This is a genomic window from Streptococcus sobrinus DSM 20742 = ATCC 33478 (assembly GCF_000686605.1).
GTDB lineage: Bacteria > Bacillota > Bacilli > Lactobacillales > Streptococcaceae > Streptococcus > Streptococcus sobrinus.
This window is the reverse complement of record NZ_JMLC01000019.1, coordinates 14,390-35,563: the sequence shown is the minus strand read 5'-3', so window position 1 is coordinate 35,563 and position 21,174 is coordinate 14,390. Positions and strand designations below refer to the sequence as shown.

General features: G+C 44.0%; 18 protein-coding genes and 2 pseudogenes. 16 read left to right on the top strand and 4 right to left on the bottom strand.

Going from position 1 to position 21,174, the window contains the following annotated elements; all coding sequences use genetic code 11:
• Nucleotides 1-48: 48 nt before the first annotated feature.
• Complete coding sequence (locus BS63_RS0107185; protein WP_002959700.1) at nt 49-1,806, top strand: 1-deoxy-D-xylulose-5-phosphate synthase; 1,758 nt, start codon at nt 49-51, stop codon at nt 1,804-1,806.
• A 272-nt stretch (nt 1,807-2,078) separates the two neighbouring features.
• Here the strand turns inward: BS63_RS0107185 and BS63_RS0107180 are convergent.
• A pseudogene (locus BS63_RS0107180) lies at nt 2,079-2,438 on the bottom strand (substrate-binding domain-containing protein); the annotation flags it as partial.
• Nucleotides 2,439-2,456: 18 nt separating this feature from the next.
• On the opposite strand from BS63_RS0107180, the pseudogene BS63_RS01000000110985 reads away from it, so the two are divergent.
• From BS63_RS01000000110985 to BS63_RS0107140, 8 genes and pseudogenes are all read left to right on the top strand, one after another.
• Nucleotides 2,457-3,530: pseudogene (locus BS63_RS01000000110985) on the top strand (UDP-glucose--hexose-1-phosphate uridylyltransferase); the annotation flags it as partial.
• A gap of 43 nt (nt 3,531-3,573) precedes the next feature.
• On the top strand, nt 3,574-4,575 hold the full coding sequence (gene galE, locus BS63_RS0107170) for a UDP-glucose 4-epimerase GalE (protein ID WP_002959708.1): 1,002 nt from the start codon (nt 3,574-3,576) through the stop codon (nt 4,573-4,575).
• An 84-nt stretch (nt 4,576-4,659) separates the two neighbouring features.
• Nucleotides 4,660-5,370 (top strand): carbohydrate ABC transporter permease, encoded by a 711-nt coding sequence (locus BS63_RS0107165; protein ID WP_231910498.1) that lies wholly within the window; start codon nt 4,660-4,662, stop codon nt 5,368-5,370.
• Between the two features lie 36 nt (nt 5,371-5,406).
• Nucleotides 5,407-6,852, top strand: a complete 1,446-nt coding sequence (gene gtfA / locus BS63_RS0107160) for a sucrose phosphorylase (RefSeq protein ID WP_002959712.1) — start codon at nt 5,407-5,409, stop codon at nt 6,850-6,852.
• Nucleotides 6,853-6,875: 23 nt separating this feature from the next.
• Entirely contained in the window at nt 6,876-8,009 is a 1,134-nt protein-coding gene (locus tag BS63_RS0107155) for an ABC transporter ATP-binding protein (RefSeq protein WP_002959714.1), read from the top strand.
• Nucleotides 8,010-8,155: 146 nt separating this feature from the next.
• Nucleotides 8,156-9,769, top strand: a complete 1,614-nt coding sequence (dexB, locus tag BS63_RS0107150; RefSeq protein ID WP_028798515.1) for a glucan 1,6-alpha-glucosidase DexB — start codon at nt 8,156-8,158, stop codon at nt 9,767-9,769.
• Nucleotides 9,770-10,318: 549 nt separating this feature from the next.
• The gene (locus BS63_RS0107145; RefSeq protein WP_002959718.1) at nt 10,319-10,828 is read left to right on the top strand and encodes a DinB family protein; all 510 of its coding nucleotides are present in this window, start codon (nt 10,319-10,321) and stop codon (nt 10,826-10,828) included.
• 20 nt (nt 10,829-10,848) lie between these two features.
• Entirely contained in the window at nt 10,849-12,198 is a 1,350-nt protein-coding gene (locus BS63_RS0107140; protein ID WP_028798514.1) for a replication-associated recombination protein A, read from the top strand.
• 483 nt (nt 12,199-12,681) lie between these two features.
• Here the strand turns inward: BS63_RS0107140 and BS63_RS0107135 are convergent, their stop codons facing one another.
• The 3 genes from BS63_RS0107135 to BS63_RS0107125 form a co-directional block, all read right to left on the bottom strand.
• The gene (locus BS63_RS0107135; protein WP_002959724.1) at nt 12,682-13,014 is read right to left on the bottom strand and encodes a type II toxin-antitoxin system PemK/MazF family toxin; all 333 of its coding nucleotides are present in this window, start codon (nt 13,012-13,014) and stop codon (nt 12,682-12,684) included.
• Nucleotides 13,008-13,253 (bottom strand): AbrB/MazE/SpoVT family DNA-binding domain-containing protein, encoded by a 246-nt coding sequence (locus tag BS63_RS0107130; protein WP_002959726.1) that lies wholly within the window; start codon nt 13,251-13,253, stop codon nt 13,008-13,010. The genes BS63_RS0107135 and BS63_RS0107130 overlap by 7 nt, the downstream gene beginning before the upstream one ends.
• Nucleotides 13,254-13,403: 150 nt before the next feature.
• Nucleotides 13,404-14,168 (bottom strand): DeoR/GlpR family DNA-binding transcription regulator, encoded by a 765-nt coding sequence (locus BS63_RS0107125; protein ID WP_019769317.1) that lies wholly within the window; start codon nt 14,166-14,168, stop codon nt 13,404-13,406.
• A gap of 259 nt (nt 14,169-14,427) precedes the next feature.
• Here BS63_RS0107125 and lacA point away from each other — a divergent pair, with 259 nt between their 5' ends.
• The 7 genes from lacA (at nt 14,428) to lacG (ending at nt 21,108) form a co-directional block, all read left to right on the top strand.
• The gene (gene lacA / locus BS63_RS0107120) at nt 14,428-14,856 is read left to right on the top strand and encodes a galactose-6-phosphate isomerase subunit LacA (RefSeq protein WP_002959730.1); all 429 of its coding nucleotides are present in this window, start codon (nt 14,428-14,430) and stop codon (nt 14,854-14,856) included.
• A gap of 27 nt (nt 14,857-14,883) precedes the next feature.
• Nucleotides 14,884-15,399 carry a galactose-6-phosphate isomerase subunit LacB gene (gene lacB / locus BS63_RS0107115; RefSeq protein ID WP_002959732.1) on the top strand — a complete coding sequence of 172 codons (516 nt, stop codon included), beginning with the start codon at nt 14,884-14,886 and terminating at the stop codon, nt 15,397-15,399.
• 139 nt (nt 15,400-15,538) lie between these two features.
• Nucleotides 15,539-16,519, top strand: a complete 981-nt coding sequence (gene lacD, locus BS63_RS0107110; RefSeq protein WP_002959735.1) for a tagatose-bisphosphate aldolase — start codon at nt 15,539-15,541, stop codon at nt 16,517-16,519.
• A 277-nt stretch (nt 16,520-16,796) separates the two neighbouring features.
• Nucleotides 16,797-17,630 carry a PRD domain-containing protein gene (locus tag BS63_RS0107105; RefSeq protein ID WP_002959738.1) on the top strand — a complete coding sequence of 278 codons (834 nt, stop codon included), beginning with the start codon at nt 16,797-16,799 and terminating at the stop codon, nt 17,628-17,630.
• 36 nt (nt 17,631-17,666) lie between these two features.
• Complete coding sequence (locus tag BS63_RS0107100; RefSeq protein WP_002959739.1) at nt 17,667-17,981, top strand: PTS lactose/cellobiose transporter subunit IIA; 315 nt, start codon at nt 17,667-17,669, stop codon at nt 17,979-17,981.
• A gap of 2 nt (nt 17,982-17,983) precedes the next feature.
• Nucleotides 17,984-19,690 carry a lactose-specific PTS transporter subunit EIIC gene (locus tag BS63_RS0107095; RefSeq protein WP_019772430.1) on the top strand — a complete coding sequence of 569 codons (1,707 nt, stop codon included), beginning with the start codon at nt 17,984-17,986 and terminating at the stop codon, nt 19,688-19,690.
• A 14-nt stretch (nt 19,691-19,704) separates the two neighbouring features.
• On the top strand, nt 19,705-21,108 hold the full coding sequence (gene lacG, locus BS63_RS0107090) for a 6-phospho-beta-galactosidase (RefSeq protein WP_002959743.1): 1,404 nt from the start codon (nt 19,705-19,707) through the stop codon (nt 21,106-21,108).
• Nucleotides 21,109-21,174 lie beyond the last annotated feature (66 nt).

The following is a 21,174-nucleotide window of genomic DNA, read 5'->3' as shown; positions in this document are numbered from 1 at the left end:
TCCAAGGTTTATAATAAAAGCAAAATTTGCTAATAAGAAAGGAATCCTATGCTAGAAAAGATTAAATCACCAGCGGACTTGAAGACCATGTCTCAGGCCGAGTTAGAGCAAGTTGTCCTTGAGGCCAGGCAGGCTCTCTTGGAAAAGATCAGTCAGCACGGTGGCCATAATGGGCCTAACTTTGGTGTGGTTGAGATGACGGTGGCTCTCCACTATGTCTTCAATTCACCCATCGATAAGTTTATCTTTGATGTTTCCCACCAGTCTTATGTTCATAAAATGCTGACAGGGCGGGCTCAAGCCTTTCTGGATCCAGCTCACTATGATGATGTCTCGGGTTACACCAACCCTAAGGAGAGTGAGCACGACCTCTTTACAGTTGGCCATACTTCAACTTCCCTCTCCTTGGCATCTGGTGTTGCCAAGGCCAGAGACCTAAAGGGGGAAAACTCCAATGTGGTCGCCATCATTGGCGATGGTTCCCTGTCGGGTGGTATGGCTTATGAAGGCCTCAACCAGATTGCGACGACCGGCACCAATACCATTGTCATTGTCAATGATAATGACCAGTCTATCGCTGTCAATCCCAAGGGTGGCATTTACACAGCTCTTCGGAGCTTGCGGGAGTCCAATGGTCAAGCTAAGGATAATCTCTTCAAGGCTCTAGGTTTTGACTATCATTATTTGGACGAGGGAAATGACTTGCCTGCCCTGATTGCCCTCTTCCAGGAGGTCAAGGATAGTGACCGCCCTGTTCTTCTCCATATTCACACCCAGAAGGGTCACGGGGTTCCCTTTATGGAAAAGAATCGCGAAGCCTTCCACGCTGGCGGTCCTTTCAATCCTGAAACGGGCCAATATTTAGGCGGTTCCAATGGACCAAACTATAACTCGGTGACGGCTGACTTCCTCCTTAAGAAAATCAAGCAGGATCCAAGGGTTATTGCAGTCAATGCTGGCACGCCCATGTTCCTCTTTAGTCAGGGACAGCGAGATGAGGCTGGTCAGCAATTTGTTGATGTCGGGATTGCCGAACAAGAAGCAGCCACCATGTCCACAGGATTGGCTAAGAATGGGGCCAAGCCTGTTTGGTATGTGGCTTCGACCTTCATGCAAAGAACCTATGACCAATGGTGGCACGACATTGCCCTCAACAATCAGCCGGTGACGGCTCTGATTCATATGGCTTCAGTTAATGCCATGAATGATGAGAGCCATCTGGGCTTCTTTGATATTCCCTTTCTCAGCCATATTCCTAATGTGGTCTATCTGGCTCCAACCAATAAGGAAGAGCACCTGGCCATGTTGGACTGGGCTATTGAGCAGAAGGACCATCCGGTTGCCATCCGAATTCCTGTTGGTCCGCTCAAGGAAACTGGTCTGCCTGACAAGACGGATTATTCCGTCTTAAATAAGAATCAGGTGACACAAGCAGGATCTCAAGTGGCTATCTTTGGTCTTGGCAATTTCTATGGCCTAGCCCAAGAAGTGGCCGAGGTCTTAGAAGAGCAACACGGGATTACCCCTACCTTGGTCAATCCTAAATTTATCACCGGTTTGGACAAGGAGTTGCTGGATTCCCTGCCAGCCAATCACCAACTGCTGATTACCCTGGAGGATGGCCTACTTGAAGGTGGCTACGGCCAAACTATTGCCAGCTACCTGGGTAATAGCGACATCAGGGTGCAAAATTACGGCATCGACAAACATTTCCACGACCGCTATGACCGTCAAGAACTCATGGCTAAAAATGGCTTGAGTCGAGACCAGCTGGTGAAAACTATCGTCGCCAGTCTGCAAGCCTAAGAAATCTGGCTCCAAAAATCTGGAAGCCTGCTTGAGAGCTCTACAAGGAGAATGAAGCCCCAATACCATTAGCATCTCGGGTCAAAAATTCGTAAGTGTAGCAATGTAACTTGTCTGTCCTAGATTTTCATGACCACCTATCCATTTTGGCTTACTTGGTCTAGGTTTTCGGGGCCATCCATTAATCTTGACTTTCCTAGTCTAAACTAGCATGACGACCCCCTCAAAACTAATAAAAGGCCTAGCAGCGGAAACTGCTAGGCCTTTTATCGTTATAGACTGCTATCTCGCAAAGTCAGCTTAGTAGCTAGTCTGGTTAAGGTTGGGACAGTCTCGTTCTTGAGAATATGGCGATTGAGAACGTCAACGGCACAGCGTCCCATGTCTTTGGTATAGACGGTGACGCTAGATAGACTGGGGAAAACCTCTCTTGTCAGCGGAGTGTCATTGAAGGAGATGAGACTGACGCGCTTGGGAACTGGCAGATTTTCTTCCTGAAGGGCTCTTAGGGCACTGATAGCCAAGGCATCATTGGCTAGAAAGAAGGCAGTCGGAAGTTCCTCCTCCAACTTTTTAATGGCTCCTTTCATCAGCTCATAGCCCGATTGACTGGAAAATTCTCCTTCGAAAATGAAGCGGTTATCCAGGATTCCCTATACGGTGATGTGGAGATTACCATTAATTTATCCAAGCCGGAAAAGGACCCCAAGGCCATCGCTGCAGCTAAGCAGGCTAAGGCATCCTCCTATCCCAAGTGTCAACTCTGTATGGAAAATGAGGGTTATCAGGGAAGGATTGACCATCCGGCTAGAGCCAATCACCGAATTATTCGCCTAGATTTGCTAGGACAGGAATGGGGCTTCCAATATTCACCTTACGCTTATTTTAACGAGCATTGTATCTTCCTTGACCACCAGCATGTTCCCATGCAGATTACCCAGGAAACATTTGCCCAGCTTTTAGAGATTGTTGATCAATTTCCGGGTTACTTTGCTGGGTCAAACTCGGACCTGCCCATTGTCGGAGGTTCTATCCTGACCCACAATCATTATCAGGGCGGTCGTCATGTCTTTCCTATGGAAAAGGCTGGACTTGACTATTCTTTCCACTTTAAGGATTTTCCCGAAATCTCAGCAGGTATCGTCAAATGGCCTATGTCGGTGATTCGCTTGGCTGGTAAAGATAAGGAAGAACTCGTGGCCTTGGCGGAAGTGATTCGTCAGGCTTGGCGTCATTATAGTGACCCCGAGTCAGATGTCCTTGCCTTCAGCCAAGAAGAGCCCCACCATACCGTTACTCCAATTGCCAGAAAACGTCGGGGGCAATTTGAATTGGACATCGTTCTGCGGGATAATCATACCTCCCAGCAGTTCCCAGATGGCGTCTACCATCCTCACCCTGATGTTCAACATATTAAGAAAGAAAATATTGGCCTGATTGAGGTCATGGGGCTGGCCATTCTGCCACCTCGTCTCAAAGGAGAGTTGGCTGAGGTTGAAAACTACCTGACAAACCAGTATAATGAAATTGCTGACTATCATAAGGCTTGGGCAGATGACTTGAAGGCTTCAGTTGACATTAGCCCCGACAATGTCCATCAAGTTCTGCAAAAGGCTGTCGGTCAAGTTTTTGTACGTGTCCTAGAAGATGCTGGTGTCTACAAGCGTAGCCAAGAAGGGCAAGCGGCTTTCCATCGTTTTCTTGAGACAATTGGGATTGAGTAGTAAATAAGAAAGGAAGGGCCTTGACCCTAGTGGAACTTAGCAAATGGCAATTTTAGTTTTGGGAGGAGCCGGCTACATCGGTTCCCATATGGTGGATTATCTGGTTCAAAAGGGGCAAGAAGAGGTGGTCGTGGTTGATAGTTTGGTGACCGGTCACCGGGCCGCTGTTCATCCTTCTGCCAAATTCTATCAAGGAGACTTAGCCGATCAAGATTTCATGCGGCGGGTTTTCCGAGAAACTCCTGACCTCAATGCAGTCATTCACTTCGCAGCCTTTTCTCTGGTGGCAGAGTCCATGGAGAAACCGCTCAAGTATTTTGACAACAATACGTCTGGCATGATCAAACTCTTGGAAGTTATGAATGAGTTTGACATCAAACATATTGTCTTCTCATCAACTGCAGCAACCTATGGCATCCCTCAGGAAATTCCCATCAAGGAAACTACACCACAAAATCCTATCAATCCTTATGGCGAAAGTAAGCTCATGATGGAGACCATCATGAAATGGTCCGACCAGGCTTATGGCATCAAGTTCGTGCCTCTGCGTTACTTCAATGTTGCTGGGGCTAAGCCAGATGGTTCTATCGGTGAGGATCACGGTCCTGAAACCCATCTTCTGCCAATCATTCTCCAAGTAGCTCAAGGGGTGCGGGAGAAAATCATGATTTTCGGCGATGACTATAATACCCCAGATGGCACCAATGTGCGTGACTATGTTCACCCCTTTGACCTAGCTTCGGCCCATCTCTTGGCTTTGGATTATTTGCGGCAAGGAAATCCGTCTACCGCCTTCAATCTCGGCTCAGCGACTGGCTTTTCTAACCTGCAAATTTTGGAAGCTGCCCGCAAGGTGACGGGTGAGGAAATTCTAGCTGAGAAGGCTGACCGCCGTCCCGGTGATCCCGATACCCTAGTTGCCGATTCGACTAAGGCCAGAGAAGTTCTTGGTTGGGCACCCGAATTCGACAATATTGAAAAAATCATCCAAACCGCCTGGGCTTGGCATTCCAGCCATCCCAAGGGTTATGATGATAGAGACTAAAAGACCTAAGTCTGACATTAAGTAGACTTAGGTCATTTTTTGGGCCCTATAATTTCTGTAGTGGGTAAAACCACCAAGGATATTATGGAGAATTTCTTCTCCTGGCCCAATCCTTTCACCCTTGATAACTATCACAGGCTCTTAAACGATGGCATCGGCAGTTACTTCTGGAATTCGACCATTATTACCGTTGTCTCGGTTGCGGTGGTCATGCTCTTTATTCCAGCAGCAGCCTATGCGATTGCCCGCAATATGTCTCGTAAGAAGGCTTTTACCATTATGTACAGCCTGCTGATTCTGGGGATCTTCGTTCCTTTCCAAGTTATCATGATTCCTATTACCGTGATGATGAATCGGTTGGGTCTGGCTAATATGTGGGGCTTGATTATTCTTTACCTGACCTATGCCATTCCGCAGACCCTTTTCCTCTATGTCGGCTATATCAAGATGAGCGTGCCGGATAGTCTGGATGAAGCCGCTGAAATTGATGGGGCCGATAAGTTCACGACCTACTTTAAGGTAGTCTTCCCCATGCTCAAACCCATGCATGCGACAACCCTCATCATCAATGCCCTCTGGTTCTGGAATGACTTCATGCTCCCCCTCTTGATTTTGAACAAGGATTCCAAATTATGGACCCTGCCCCTCTTCCAATACAACTATACCGGTCAATATTTCAACGATTATGGACCAAGCTTTGCTTCCTACATCGTTGGTATTATAACCATTACCATTGTCTACCTCATTTTCCAAAAGAATATCATTTCAGGAATGAGCAATGGGGCTGTTAAGTGATAACTAGAAGACATAAAGCTTAGAAAAGAGATTGCTATGACACTCACAAATAAAACCATGCTCATAACCTACTCAGATAGCCTGGGCAAGAACCTGAAAGAACTGGATGAAAATATCAGTAAGTATTTTGGAGATGCCATTGGTGGCGTCCACCTCTTACCTTTCTTCCCTTCAACGGGAGATCGTGGCTTTGCTCCAGTTGATTATGACCAGGTAGATCCTGCCTTTGGTGATTGGGATGATGTCAAACGTTTGGGTGACAAATACTATCTGATGTTTGATTTTATGATTAATCATATCTCTCGCCAATCCAAGTATTATAAGGATTTCCAAGAGAAAAAGGACGCTTCCGCCTATGCCGACTTATTTTTACGTTGGGAAAAATTCTGGCCAGAAAATCGTCCAACTCAGGCAGACATTGATTTAATTTACAAGCGTAAGGATAAGGCTCCCATGCAGGAAATTATCTTCGCCGACGGCTCTAAGGAGCACCTCTGGAATACCTTTGGCGAAGAGCAAATCGACCTTGATGTCACCAAGGAGGTGACCATGGACTTTATCAAAAAGACCATCGAAAATCTTGCTGCCAACGGTTGTGACCTGATTCGCCTAGACGCCTTCGCCTACGCTGTCAAGAAATTGGATAGCAATGATTTCTTTGTTGAACCAGAAATTTGGGATCTTTTGACCAAGGTTCAGGCCATCGCTAAAGAAGCAGGGGCTGATATTTTGCCAGAAATTCATGAACACTATTCCATTCAGTTCAAGATTGCTGACCACGATTATTTTGTTTATGATTTTGCCCTGCCTATGGTGACCCTCTATTCCCTCTACAGTGGTCAGGCTCAACGCTTGGCAGACTGGCTGGCCAAAAGCCCGATGAAGCAGTTCACGACCCTGGATACGCATGATGGTATCGGAGTTGTGGATGTCAAGGATATCTTGACCGATGAGGAAATTGATTATACCTCCAACCAGCTCTATAAGGTCGGCGCCAATGTTAACCGCAAGTATTCGACAGCGGAGTACAATAATCTCGACATCTATCAAATCAATTCGACCTACTATTCAGCTCTGGGAGATGATGACAAGAAGTATTTCTTAGCCCGTCTGATTCAGGCCTTTGCTCCAGGTATCCCTCAAGTTTACTATGTTGGCCTCTTGGCAGGTAAGAATGACCTAGAACTCTTGGAAAAGACCAAGGAAGGTCGTAATATCAACCGCCACTACTATAGTAGTCAGGAAATTGCCCAAGAAGTCCAACGACCTGTCGTTAAGGCTCTGCTAAATTTATTTAGCTACCGGAATCAATCGTCAGCTTTTGACTTAGATGGAAGCATAGAGACAACAGTAAAAGATGAGAATACCATCATCATTAAACGTGGTAACCGAGATAATAGTGTCCTTGCCCAAGCTGAAATTAATTTAAATGATTTAACCTATCAGGTTACTGAAAATGGTCAAACCATCACATTTGAATGAGAAGGAGTTAGCAGAAGAAGCCTATGGTAGAATTAAACTTAAACCACATTTACAAAAAATATCCTAATAGTAGTCACTATTCTGTAGAAGATTTTGACCTCTCTATCAAGGATAAGGAATTCATCGTCTTTGTTGGCCCTTCAGGCTGTGGGAAATCAACCACCCTGCGGATGGTTGCGGGTCTAGAGGACATCAGTAAGGGTGAATTGAAAATTGATGGCAAGGTCGTCAATGACCTAGCCCCTAAAGACCGCGACATTGCTATGGTTTTCCAAAACTATGCCCTCTATCCCCATATGACTGTCTATGACAATATGGCCTTCGGTCTAAAATTACGGAAGTACTCCAAAGATGATATTGATAAACGGGTTAAAGAAGCCGCTCAAATTCTTGGCCTGACAGAGTTTCTCGAAAGAAAACCAGCAGACTTGTCTGGCGGTCAACGGCAACGGGTTGCCATGGGACGAGCTATCGTTCGTGATGCCAAGGTTTTCCTCATGGATGAACCCCTGTCCAACCTAGATGCCAAGTTGCGGGTTTCTATGCGGGCTGAAATTGCCAAGCTCCACCGTCGAATTGGTTCAACAACCATTTATGTAACTCACGACCAAACTGAAGCCATGACTTTGGCTGACCGTATTGTTATCATGAGTTCAACCAAGAACGAAGATAGCTCAGGTACCATTGGACGGGTGGAGCAAATCGGAACTCCTCAAGAACTTTACAACCAACCTGCTAATAAGTTTGTCGCTGGTTTCATCGGTAGTCCAGCCATGAACTTCTTTGAAGTAACCGCTAAAAAAGACTGTCTGGTTGGGGAAAACGGCTTTAAGATTGCTCTTCCTCAAGGACAAGCCAAGCTCCTAGAAGCCAAAGGCTACCTAGATAAAAAGCTAATCTTTGGTATTCGTCCAGAAGATATTTCAGCTAATCATATTGCTCTTGATGCCTACCCGGAGGCTATTGTAACAGCAGAAGTACAGGTATCTGAACTATTGGGAGCTGAAACCATGCTTTATCTGAAACATGGAGATTATGAATTCTCCTCTCGAGTCGAAGCTCGTGATTTCCACGAACCTGGTCAAGAAGTCAAGTTGGCCTTCAATGTTGCCAAGGGTCACTTCTTTGCCAAGGATACTGAAAAAGTTATCCGGTAAAATGTTAAGCCCATCATCCACCCATAGTATTTAATGGCAAAAAATTACTGAACTGAGGGTCTGTTTCCTTAATTTCCTTGTCTATCCAGCTTAAAAAAGGTATAGTAGTGGGTGTGAAAACGATTTCTAAAAGTGAGGAAAAAACAATGGAAAAACATTGGTGGCACAAGGCAACCGTTTATCAAATTTATCCTAAGTCTTTTAAAGATTCCAATGGTGATGGTATCGGCGACCTGCAAGGGATTATCAGCCAATTGGATTACCTGCAAAAGCTGGGGATTACGGCTATCTGGCTGTCTCCCGTTTATCAAAGCCCTATGGATGACAATGGCTACGATATTTCAGACTACGAGGTTATTGCCGACATCTTTGGTAATATGGCCGATATGGAGGAATTGCTGGACCAAGCTAATCAGCGGCATATCAAGATTGTCATGGATCTGGTGGTCAATCATACCTCGGATGAGCACGCCTGGTTTGTCGAAGCTAGGGAGAATCCGACTAGCCCAGAGCGTGATTTCTATATCTGGCGAGACCAACTCAATGATCTGGATTCCATCTTTGGTGGCTCGGCCTGGCAGTACGACCAAAAGTCAGGCCAATACTATCTGCATTTCTTTAGCAAGAAACAACCCGATTTGAATTGGGAAAATGCTCAGCTCCGCCAGAAGGTTTATGACATGATGAATTTCTGGATTGCCAAGGGTATCGGTGGCTTCCGCATGGATGTCATTGATATGATTGGCAAAATTCCTGACCAGGGCATCTCTACCAATGGTCCCAAGCTTCACGATTACCTAAAGGAAATGAACCAAGCGACCTTTGGCAAGCATGACCTGATGACGGTGGGGGAAACTTGGGGAGCCAGTCCTGAGATTGCCAAGCAATATTCGAATCCCGACCATCATGAGTTGTCCATGGTTTTCCAATTTGAGCATATTGGCCTGCAACATAAGCCCGATGTTCCTAAATGGGATTATGCCAAGGAATTGGATGTTCCAGCTCTCAAAGCGATTTTCAACAAATGGCAGACCCAGCTAGAATTGGGTCAAGGCTGGAATTCCCTCTTCTGGAATAACCACGACCTGCCTCGGGTTCTTTCTATCTGGGGAGACACGGGTGTCAACCGTGTCAAATCGGCCCAAGCTCTGGCTATCCTCCTTCATCTTATGCGAGGGACTCCCTACATTTATCAGGGGGAAGAGATTGGCATGACAAATTATCCCTTTGCCGACCTGGAGCAAATTGATGATATTGAATCCTTGAATTTTGCCCATGAAGCTTTGGAAAAGGGTCAGGATATGGCTGCCATCATGGATAGTATTCGCATGATTGGTCGCGATAATGCCAGAACTCCTATGCAGTGGGACAGCACTAAGCAGGCTGGTTTCTCTAGTGCCGATAAGACTTGGCTGCCGGTCAACCCCAATTATCAAAGCATCAATGTTCAAGCTGCCCTAGCAGATCCAGATTCCATCTTTTATACCTATCAAAAACTGGTTCAGCTGCGTAAGGATAATGATTGGCTGATTGATGCAGATTTTGAGCTTTTAGAAACGGCGGACAAGGTCTTTGCCTATAAACGAGTCCGGGACTCGGAAAGCCATCTGGTTGTCGTTAATTTCTCTAATCAAGAGCAGAATTTCGCCTGGTCAGACTCCTTTGAGGACATCCTCATCAGCAATACCGATGTGGCAGTAGCTCTGAACAAGCAAAAACTCCAAGCCTGGGATGCCTTCTGCCTCAAGTTGACAGATTAGCCTAGACGGGCAGATTTTTAAGCTAGTTGGAAAAATCTCAGGAAGTCAAGTTCACTGAAAAGTCAGCCAAGCCAAAAGTGAATAATAAAAAGCGAATGATAATAGTGGTTATTGATAATATAACTGACATTCATTCGTTTTTTGATTAGTTTTAGTTCTTTTTGTAGAAGGATGTTTGTCGAATTTATAAAGTTCCTTACTTTTTAAGTGGGCTCATGGAAGACAAGCAAGCTTTTGCCGGATGGAAATCAAAGGGCTAGCAGACTTGAAACGGCCACTCCCTGCTTGCCTGACCTCTATCAAGTTTGCATTTTCCAATCCAAGTAGACCAAAACTAGAAAAAAGACCAGACAGCCTAAGTCGTCTGGTTTTTCAGTAAAAGCTTGCAGAAATGCCCAAGCAGGAGTAAGCTAGGGATATAAATATGTACTTAAAAAAGCGGAGGGGCTGGCGATTTTTTACAGCTCATGTCTGTTTACGCCTTTGTAGCTGAGTGGCAAGTTTTTTCTTTGTCCCGCTTAACCTAGTCCCCCTAGAAAGAGGTTAGATATGTCTCCCTTAGAATTATCCATAGACACTTTAGAGCGTGCCCAAGAGCGTTTTCTTGAAACCCTTGACCAGATGACAGTAGAAGAAGCCAATACCATGCCAAAACCCCTGATTAAATCAGTAACTTGGCTTATCTGGCACAGCAGTCGGGTCTTGGATTACCAAATTTCACCCCTGGCAGGTTTGCCCCAACTGTATGAGACAGCCGGCTTCAAGGAACGGTTTAATCTCGACCTTCCAGACGATACCCAGGATTGGCGACACACTCCTCAAGAGGCAGCTAAAGTGGTTGTCTCGGACAAGCAGGTTCTTAAGGATTACTTGCAGGCCAGTATGGAGCGGACCAAGGCCTATTTTGCTCAACTGGATGAAGCTGACTTAGCTGACGTTATTGACCGCAACTGGACTCCAGCAGTTACCCGTGGTGTCAGAATTGTTTCGACGGTTGATGACATCGTCATGCACTCTGGTCAGGCTGTTTATAGTCGCCGCTTGGTCATTGGAAAATAGCCTAAATGAGGAGAAACAGTATGCCCCAAGCCTCGCTTTTTGATGCAGATATGCAAGAATCTGCTCCCTTAGCCAGCAGGATGCGACCGCAAATTTTGGACGATTTTGTCGGCCAAGACCACCTAGTTGGTCAGGGAAAATTTTTACGAGAAATGATTGAAAAAGACCAGGTCTCCTCCATGATTTTCTGGGGCCCACCTGGTGTTGGCAAGACGACCCTAGCAGAAATCATTGCCAAGAAAACCAATGCCAAGTTTATTACCTTTAGTGCCGTCATGAATGGTATCAAGGAGATTCGGACCATCATGAATGAGGCCGAGGAAAATCGCAGTTTTGGTGAGAAGACCATTGTCTTTATTGATGAAATCCATCGCTTTAACAAGGCCCAGCAGGATGCCTTTCTGCCCTACGTCGAAAAGGGAAGTATCATTTTGATTGGGGCAACGACCGAAAATCCCTCCTTTGAGGTCAATTATGCCCTCCTGTCCAGGACCCGTGTTTTTGTCTTGAAATCCTTGACTAAGGAGGATATTCTTGGCCTCCTTAAGCGAGTTCTTAATTCCCAGCAAGCCTTTCCCAATACTCAAGTACAAATCTCTGACCAACTCCTGGATAGCCTAACCGTCTACGCCAATGGCGATGCCAGGACCGCCCTCAATACCCTAGAAATGCTGGTGCTCAACAGCGATAGGGAGCAGGACGAAGTCACCATCACCGAAAGATTGGTCGCAGACCTCCTGAGCAACAAGACCCTGCAGTACGATAAGGATGGCGAGGAGCACTACAATATCATCTCCGCTCTCCACAAATCCATGCGAAATAGTGATGCCGACTCAGCCGTCTATTGGCTGGGACGAATGTTGGCGGGTGGTGAAGACCCTGTTTATATCGCTAGACGTCTGGTGCGATTTGCTAGCGAAGATATTGGCTTGGCCGATAATAATGCCCTCAACCTAGCTATTAATGTCTTTCAGGCCTGTCGCTATATCGGTTTGCCTGAGTGCGATGTTCACTTGACCCAGTGCGTGATTTATCTCTCCTTGGCCCCAAAATCCAATGCCACCTATAAGGCTAGGATCGCCGTTCAAAAAGACATCAAGAAAACCCTCAATGAGCCCGTTCCCTTGCATTTGCGAAATGCCACAACCAAGCTGATGAAGGAAGTTGGCTATGGCAAGGGCTATCAGCTAGCTCATTTCTATGATGATAAGTTAACCACCATGCCAACCCGTCCCCAAAGCGTGGCCGACCATGTCTATTATCAACCAACCGACCAGGGCAATGAAAGCCGCATCAAGGACCGCCTCAACTACATCAAAGAATGGAAGTCAAGCCACTCCACCAATTTTCAGGCAGATGAAGAGGGGTGAGGGGGAGGATAGATTTTGCTGGCTTTAATTTTAAAAATAGATAAAAACGACTAGAGATTTCTGGCCGTTTTCTGGTGGAAGCGGATATGTTATAACACTTTCTGGCACTAACTACACCGCCTAAGTAATACTCTTTGAAATTCAAAATTAGCAACTTACTCTCTCAATACGACTACATTAGGAAAATGAACATAAATCATTAACTAATTGAGTAATTCTAAATGGCTAGATAAGAAAGGTGACGTTTAGGTGTCACTAGGTCGGAACTTGGCAACCGAAGCCAAGTAAAAAGCCTCCTACTTCACTTTGTGGGAGACGTAGGGGGCTTTTCCGTTGCCAAATGTCAAGGCAGGACTTCTTTATGTCATAGTTAATCTATCGAATTTTAGGAGTCTTGTCAAATAATGACATTGGTAAATATTGAACGTTGAACAAGAAAAGAACACCAAATTTGAACTTGATGGCCATTATAAATGGAAATCCCTACTCTTTCTCAAAAATGACTTTAACACGTGATAGGAGTTCAATGAGCAAAGAATCTGCAATATCTTCGACGAATTTATACTTTCTCGCTCTGAAATCAATTGTTACCAGCTGGTCAAGTAAAACTTTGCCAGTTGATTTGGTACCTTTGAGGGGGACATAAAAAGGGTAGTCACGCTTGGTATTACTGATTGGTGCAAAGATTGCTATATTGGAATAATTTTGCACCACACTATGACTCAAACAGACATAAGGACGATAGCCCCTTTGTTCATGTCCCTCCTTGGGGTCTAGATTAATTTTTATTATAGTTCCTTGCTTGATTTCTACCATTGTTCATTTCCCTTACTCTCAAAAATAAAGGGAGTCGTATCTACGGGTTCTCCCTTGTAGTCCTTAAAAAGGTCTTCAACAGTTAATTCGGGAATTTCGGATTTTTTTTCTAAAATTAATTTATTATTTGATATTTTATAATCTAAAATATCATCTTTTTGTAGTTTGAGTTCTTGGACTAATTGCTTGGGAAGACGAATAGCAATACTATTTCCCCACTTATTGACAGTTAATGGCATGGTTAAACCTCCAACTTTTATTTATGACTATTATAGCATAGAAGTATCATTTTGTATATACGAAAAAGCACCCTTTATGCCAAAGTCCTACTCGTCTAATCTTTAAAAGACCATCAGGTTTAAAACTTGATGGTCTTTTAATAGGGCATTTTAGTTCTTCTCGGCTTTCAGAATATGGGTCAGTTTCTCATATTCAGCTTTGGTCTCATCGCTCAGTTTGCTATCGGTGATGACATAGTTGAAATCGCTAGTTTTATAGAAGACGAAGAAGTCGTAGGAGTCAAATTTCTTGTGGTCAATCAGGAGGTATTTTTCAATGGATTTATTGAGAGCTAATTCTTGGATGGTACCTTCGGACTCACTATAGGTGGCCACAGCGTCCTTATAGATGGCATTGGCTCCAATGAAGGCCTTGGAGAAGACCAAGCTGTCAATATTATTGCTAGCTAGGGAGCCAACAAAGGCCCCAGTAATGGGACGGTACTCGCCACCAATCAGGAGTAGGTCAACGCTGGGACTGTCCTGCAAAATTTCAAAGATGGGCAGACTGTTGGTAATGATCCTTAACTTGCGGTCGACCAATTCCTGAGCCAGAAATTCTAGTGTCGTTCCAGGGCCGATAAAAATAGTCTCCCCATCTTGAATCCGCTTAGCGGTAAAAGCCGCAATCTGTCGCTTTTCAGCCACCTGTTGGGATTGCTTTTCCAGGTTGGTCTTTTCTTGACGGTTTAATTGATTAAGACTTTGAGCACCCCCGTGAATACGGATTAAACGGTGCTCTTTTTCTAATTGAGCTAAATCACGACGGACGGTCATATCGGAGACATCGAGAGCATTCATAATGTCATTGACCGTAATGATAGAATGCTGGGATAGCTGTTCCAATATCCAATTTAAGCGTTCTTTTTTTATCATTCAGCTACTCCTGTCCTTTATTGTGATGCCATTATATCATATTAAACAAGCAAAAAACACATTTACAAACAAAAAGTCACAAGAAACTTTTATAAAAATTTTCGAAGATTTTTGTAAAGAAAGTCGAGAAGTATTAATTCGAAAGGGTTTGCAGCGTGTTTTTAAAACAAACAAAAACGTTCAATTTCTTCTTGACAAAATGTTTGTTTAGGTTTATTATAATCTCGTAGCAAACAAAAGCAAACAAAGGAGAACGAAAATGGCTATTGTACTTGGTGCCGATCAGGCAGGCAAAAGATTAAAAGACCTTATCAAGGTTTATTTAGAAGATAAGGGGCTGGATGTCCGTGATGTCAGCGACAGTTCCCAAGAAGATTTTGTAGATGTTACCTTGGCTGTGGCTAAGGAAGTCAATGCGGCTGAAGGTAACCTAGGAATTGTAGTGGATGCCTATGGGGCTGGTCCCTTCATGGTAGCTACCAAGATTAAAGGCATGGTAGCAGCGGAAGTTTCCGACGAACGCTCAGCCTATATGACTCGGGCCCACAATAATGCCCGCATGATTACCATGGGAGCTGAAATTGTTGGAGATGAGTTGGCTAAGAATATCGCCAAGGGCTTCGTTGAAGGTCACTATGATGGTGGCCGTCACCAAATCCGTGTCGATATGCTAAATAAGATGTGCTAGGGAACTGACTTGAATTGGAGGAAAAAAATGAAAATTGCTATTGGTTGTGACCATATCGTAACGGATGAAAAAATGGCCGTTTCTGAATTCCTGAAGTCGAAAGGTCATGAAGTGCTTGACTTTGGGACCTATGACCATGTTCGGACTCATTATCCTATCTATGGTAAACGGGTTGGTGAAGCAGTTGCAAGCGGTAAGGCTGACCTAGGAGTTTGTATCTGTGGGACAGGTGTTGGGATTAATAATGCCGTCAACAAGGTTCCTGGCATTCGCTCAGCCCTCGTTAGAGACATGACGACAGCCCTCTATGCCAAAGAAGAACTAAATGCCAATGTTATTGGTTTCGGGGGCAAGATTACTGGCGGCCTCTTGATGAATGACATCATTGATGCCTTTATCAATGCCGATTATAAGGAAACGCCAGAAAATAAGAAGCTGATTGCTAAAATCGAACATTTGCAAACAGCCAATAAAGACCAGACTGACCCAGATTTCTTCAAGGAATTCCTTGATAAGTGGAACCGTGGCGAATACCACGATTAATGGTTTTGGAAAATCAAGAATATCGCATCGTTAGCTTGCCTCTCTAGTGAGTCCCGTGTCTGTTTTTGATTTTCATTGACCATAATTTTGACCATAAACCTAGTTGTTACGAAAAATTCAAATATTGTGAGGAAGTAAAATGGTATTGACTGAAGGAAAACGCAAATACATGGAAAAATTAAGTGATGACAAGGGCATCATTTCGGCCTTGGCTTTTGACCAAAGGGGGGCCCTCAAGCGATTGATGGCTCAGTACCAAGATGCTGAGCCAAGCGTTGCCCAAATGGAAGAGTTGAAAGTGTTGGTGGCAGAAGAATTAACACCCTATGCTTCATCCATGCTCTTGGACCCTGAATATGGCCTGCCAGCGACCAAGGTTTTAGATAAAAATGCTGGTCTTCTCTTAGCATACGAAAAAACGGGCTATGATACTACTAGTACCAAGCGTCTGCCAGATTGTTTGGATGTCTGGTCGGCAAAACGTTTGAAAGAGCAGGGGGCTGATGCTGTTAAATTCTTGCTCTACTATGATGTGGATAGTAGCGAAGAGCTCAATCAGCAAAAGCAAGCCTATATTGAACGAGTTGGCTCTGAATGCCTTGCCGAAGATATTCCTTTCTTCTTGGAAATTCTGGCCTATGACGAAAAGATTGCGGATACCAAGAGTGCAGAGTTTGCTAAAGTTAAACCGCACAAGGTTCTAGGGGCTATGAAGGTTTTCTCAGAAGCCCGCTTTAACATTGATGTGCTCAAGGTTGAAGTTCCGGTTAATATGAACTTTGTCCAAGGCTTTGGTGATGGAGAGGTGGTCTACAGTAAGGAAGAAGCTGCTGACTACTTCAAACAACAAGAAGCAGCAACCAACCTGCCTTATATCTACCTCAGTGCAGGTGTTTCAGCTAAACTCTTCCAAGACACCTTGGTCTTTGCTCATGAGTCTGGAGCTAATTTCAACGGGGTTCTCTGTGGCCGTGCCACTTGGGCAGGTAGCGTTAAAGATTATATTGAAAATGGTCCTGAAGCAGCCCGTCAGTGGTTGCGGACCACAGGTTTCCAAAACATTGACCAATTGAACAAGATCCTACAAGCAACAGCCACCTCTTGGCAGGAAAAGGCTTAAAAGCAGTAGATAAGTGATTTGTGTTTAGAGAAGGAGAAGTGCCTAGCATTTAATGATAAGCATTGTATTTCTAAGGTTACTTGAAATTATCTTTGAAAATATCATGAAAAGTAAGGGTTTACATTTTTCCTTGTTTATGTTAATATAAGTACATAATTGAATAGGGTGGATCGTAACTAATCAGACTAGGCGAGACTACAAATGAATCGGAGAATTAGTAAATTTCTTGGGTTTGTTTGTGGTCTCTTTTTGTTTGAAATTAGAAAGGAGGAAAACCATGTATCGGATTGTTCAGGCCCTGAATAATAACGTAGCCCTTGTAAAAAATAAATACGGAGAGCAAGCAGTTGTTATGGGGTTGGGAATTACATATAAGAAGTCCAAAGGCGACTTAATTGTTAGCGACAAAATTGAAAAAGTATTTTCACTAAAGAGCTCAGAGTCCAAAGAAAATTTCTTGACACTCTTAAGGGATGTCCCTCTTGATTTTATTACGGTCACCTATGATGCAATTGACAGCTTATCCAGCAAATATCATTACCCTGTTCAAGAATATCTGTATGTAACCCTGACTGACCATATTTACTGCTCATACAAAGCTATCTTGGATAATACCTATCAAAAGAGTGATATTCGTCAATTATCGCAAGAATACCAAGAAGAGTATCAGATGGCTACAGAAGCTTTAGCAATCTTTAGAAGTAAGCTCTTGGCTGACTTCCCTGATGATGAGATTGGAAAAATTGCTCTGCACTTTATTAATGCTAAGAGCTTAAAAGTGGATGATAAAAAATTAAAGGTCCGTACGGCGAAAACGATTCTAGAACAAGTTCAAAAGATTCTGGAACAATATGATATTAAACGGACTAAGACTAATGTCAATTTCTATGACCGCTTGATGGTTCATTTGACTTATTTCATTGAATACTTGGATAGAAGTCGAGACGATAATTTGTCTTTGCTAGAAATGGAAGATCAGATAAAGCAGACCTATCCAAAGGCTTATCAAATTGCTGATGAAATCTATCGGATTATTACAACCGAAACAGGGATAGATAACTACCGAAGCGAAAGATTTTATATCGCCTTACACATTCAACGCTTACTATAAGCCAATTCTCTAAAGCAACATAGAGGGAGGAAAACTATGAACAGAGAAGAAACGACCTTATTAGGTTTCGAAATTGTTGCCTATGCTGGTGATGCCCGCTCAAAGTTACTTGAAGCATTGAAGGCGGCTCAGGCTGGTGACTACGAAAAGACAGATAGGCTAATTGCTGAAGCGGATGCTTGTTTGGTTGATGCTCACAATGCTCAAACCAGTTTGCTACAAAAAGAAGCATCTGGCGATGACATTGCTTTCAGCGTAACCATGATGCACGGTCAAGACCACTTGATGACGACCATGGTCATCAAAGACTTGATTAACCACATTGTCGAACTATATAAGAGAGGAAATTAACTATGAATACCTTAATTGCTCAAATTGAAAAGGGAAAACCTTTCTTTGAGAAGGTGTCTCGAAATATTTATTTGCGGGCTATTCGTGATGGCTTCATTTCAGCCATGCCAGTAATTCTGTTTTCGAGTATCTTCCTCTTAATTGCCTATGTACCAAATATTTTTGGTTTCACTTGGCCAAAAGCTATTGAAAATGGTCTGATGACTCCCTACAACTACACCATGGGAATTATCGGATTCTTGGTTGCTGGAACGACGGCAAAATCTCTGACAGATTCTATGAATCGTCGTTTGGAAAGCACCAATCAAATTAACTTTATTTCGACCATGTTGGCCTCAATGGCGGGCTTCCTGATTATGGCGGCAGATCCTGCCAAAGAAGGTGGCTTCCTTAGTGCCTTTATGGGGACAAAGGGACTTTTAACTGCCTTCATTGCAGCCTTTATTACTGTTAATGTTTATAAATTCTGTGTCAAACACAATGTTACCATTCGGATGCCTGAGGAGGTTCCACCAAATATCTCTCAAGTCTTTAAAGATATTTTCCCTTTTGCCTTCTCAATCATTATTCTCTATGCCATTCAATTAGTGGTGCACACCCTTATCGGTGTAAATGTCGCGGAATCAATTGGAACCCTTTTGGCTCCCTTGTTCTCGGCAGCAGATGGTTATCTTGGAATTACCATTATTTTTGGTGCCTATGCTCTCTTCTGGTTTGTTGGTATCCATGGTCCATCTATTGTTGAACCAGCGATTGCTGCAATTTCTTATGCCAATGTCGAAACTAACTACCAATTATTGCAGGCTGGCCAACATGCTGACAAGGTAATCACCTCCGGTACTCAAATGTTCATTGCTACGATGGGTGGTACAGGGGCAACTCTGGTTGTACCATTTATGTTCATGTGGTTGACTAAGTCGAAACGAAACAGGGCCATCGGGCGTGCCTCAGTTGTTCCAACTTTCTTTGGGGTTAATGAGCCAATTCTCTTTGGAGCACCTATCGTTTTAAATCCTGTCTTCTTTATTCCATTTGTTCTAACACCAATTGTTAATGTTTGGTTGTTCAAATTCTTTGTTGATACTCTGGACATGAATAGTTTTAGTGTCAACCTACCCTGGACAACTCCGGGTCCTTTGGGAATTGTTATGGGGACAGGTTTTGCAACTTTATCATTTGCTCTTGCTGCTCTCTTGATTGTTGTTGATATTGCTATCTATTATCCATTCCTTAAGGTTTATGATGAACAAATTTTAGCGGAAGAAGCAGCAGGTGGAGATGTAGCAGACTCTCTCAAGGAAAAGGTCGCTGCCAACTTTGATACTAAGAAGGCTGATGCTATCTTAGAAAATTCAGAAGCCAAGTCTAATGGCGGAAGTGGAAACATTCAAGAAGAAACCAATGTACTAGTCCTCTGTGCTGGTGGTGGTACGAGTGGACTCTTGGCTAATGCTCTCAATAAGGCAGCCGCTGAATACAATGTACCGGTTAAGGCAGCCGCTGGTAGCTACGGGGCTCACCGTGAAATTCTACCTCAGTATCAATTGGTTGTTCTAGCCCCTCAAGTGGCATCCAACTACGACGATATGAAGGCTGAAACCGACAAGTTGGGTATTAAGTTAGCCAAAACAGAAGGGGCCCAATATATTAAATTGACTCGTGATGGTAAAGGAGCCTTGGCCTTCGTAGAAGAACAGTTTAAAGATTAAGGAGTGGTTTGAAAATGAAAACTTTGCCAAAAGACTTTATTTTTGGTGGGGCGACGGCGGCCTACCAAGCGGAAGGGGCAACCAAGACGGATGGTAAAGGTCCTGTGGCTTGGGACAAGTATTTGGAAGAAAACTACTGGTACACGGCTGAACCGGCTAGTGATTTCTATCATAAATATCCAGTTGATTTGAAATTGGCTGAGGAGTTTGGGGTTAATGGGATTCGGATTTCTATTGCCTGGTCCCGTATTTTCCCGACCGGCTATGGTCAGGTCAATCCAAAAGGGGTAGAGTTCTACCATAAGCTCTTTGCCGAATGTCACAAGCGACATGTTGAGCCCTTTGTGACCCTCCACCATTTCGATACACCTGCAGCTCTCCATTCCAATGGTGACTTTCTCAATCGGGAAAATATCGACCATTTCGTAGATTATGCAGCCTTCTGTTTTAAGGAATTCCCTGAGGTCAACTATTGGACCACCTTCAATGAAATTGGTCCTATCGGTGATGGTCAGTACCTAGTTGGTAAATTTCCTCCGGGTATTAAATACGACCTGGCCAAGGTCTTTCAATCCCACCATAATATGATGCTGGCCCACTCCAGTGCTGTCAAACTCTACAAGGATGCAGGTTATTCTGGTGAAATTGGTGTGGTTCACGCTCTGCCAACCAAGTATCCTCTTGATCCTGATAATCCGGCCGATGTGCGTGCTGCCGAGTTGGAAGATATTATTCATAATAAATTTATTCTTGATGCCACCTATCTGGGGCATTATTCTGACCGGACCATGGAAGGAGTCAAACACATCTTGGCAGTCAATGGCGGAGAATTGGATTTACGGCCAGAAGATTTCCAAGCTCTGGAAGCTGCCAAGGACTTGAATGATTTTCTAGGTATCAATTATTATATGAGTGACTGGATGGCTGCCTTTGATGGCGAGACTGAAATCATTCACAACGGTAAGGGGCAGAAAGGCAGTTCCAAGTATCAAATCAAGGGAGTTGGTCGCAGAGTTGCTCCAACCAATGTTCCTAAGACTGACTGGGATTGGATTATCTACCCTCAAGGCCTCTATGATCAAATCATGCGGGTCAAACGAGATTATCCCAACTACAAGAAAATCTATATCACCGAAAACGGCCTGGGCTACAAGGATGAATTTGTTGATAATACTGTCTACGACGATGCTCGAATTGACTATGTCAAACAGCACTTGGAGGTCCTCTCGGATGCCATCAAGGATGGAGCCAATGTCAAGGGTTACTTTATCTGGTCGCTCATGGATGTTTTCTCCTGGTCCAACGGATATGAAAAACGTTATGGCCTCTTCTATGTTGATTTCGATAGCCAAGAACGTTATCCTAAGAAGAGTGCCTACTGGTACAAGCAACTAGCTCAGACTCAGAAAATTGAGTAGACTGGCTGGTTTATATGTGATTAGGAGGCTTGGGCAGATTCCAGCCTCCTTCAGTCTATGGAGGAG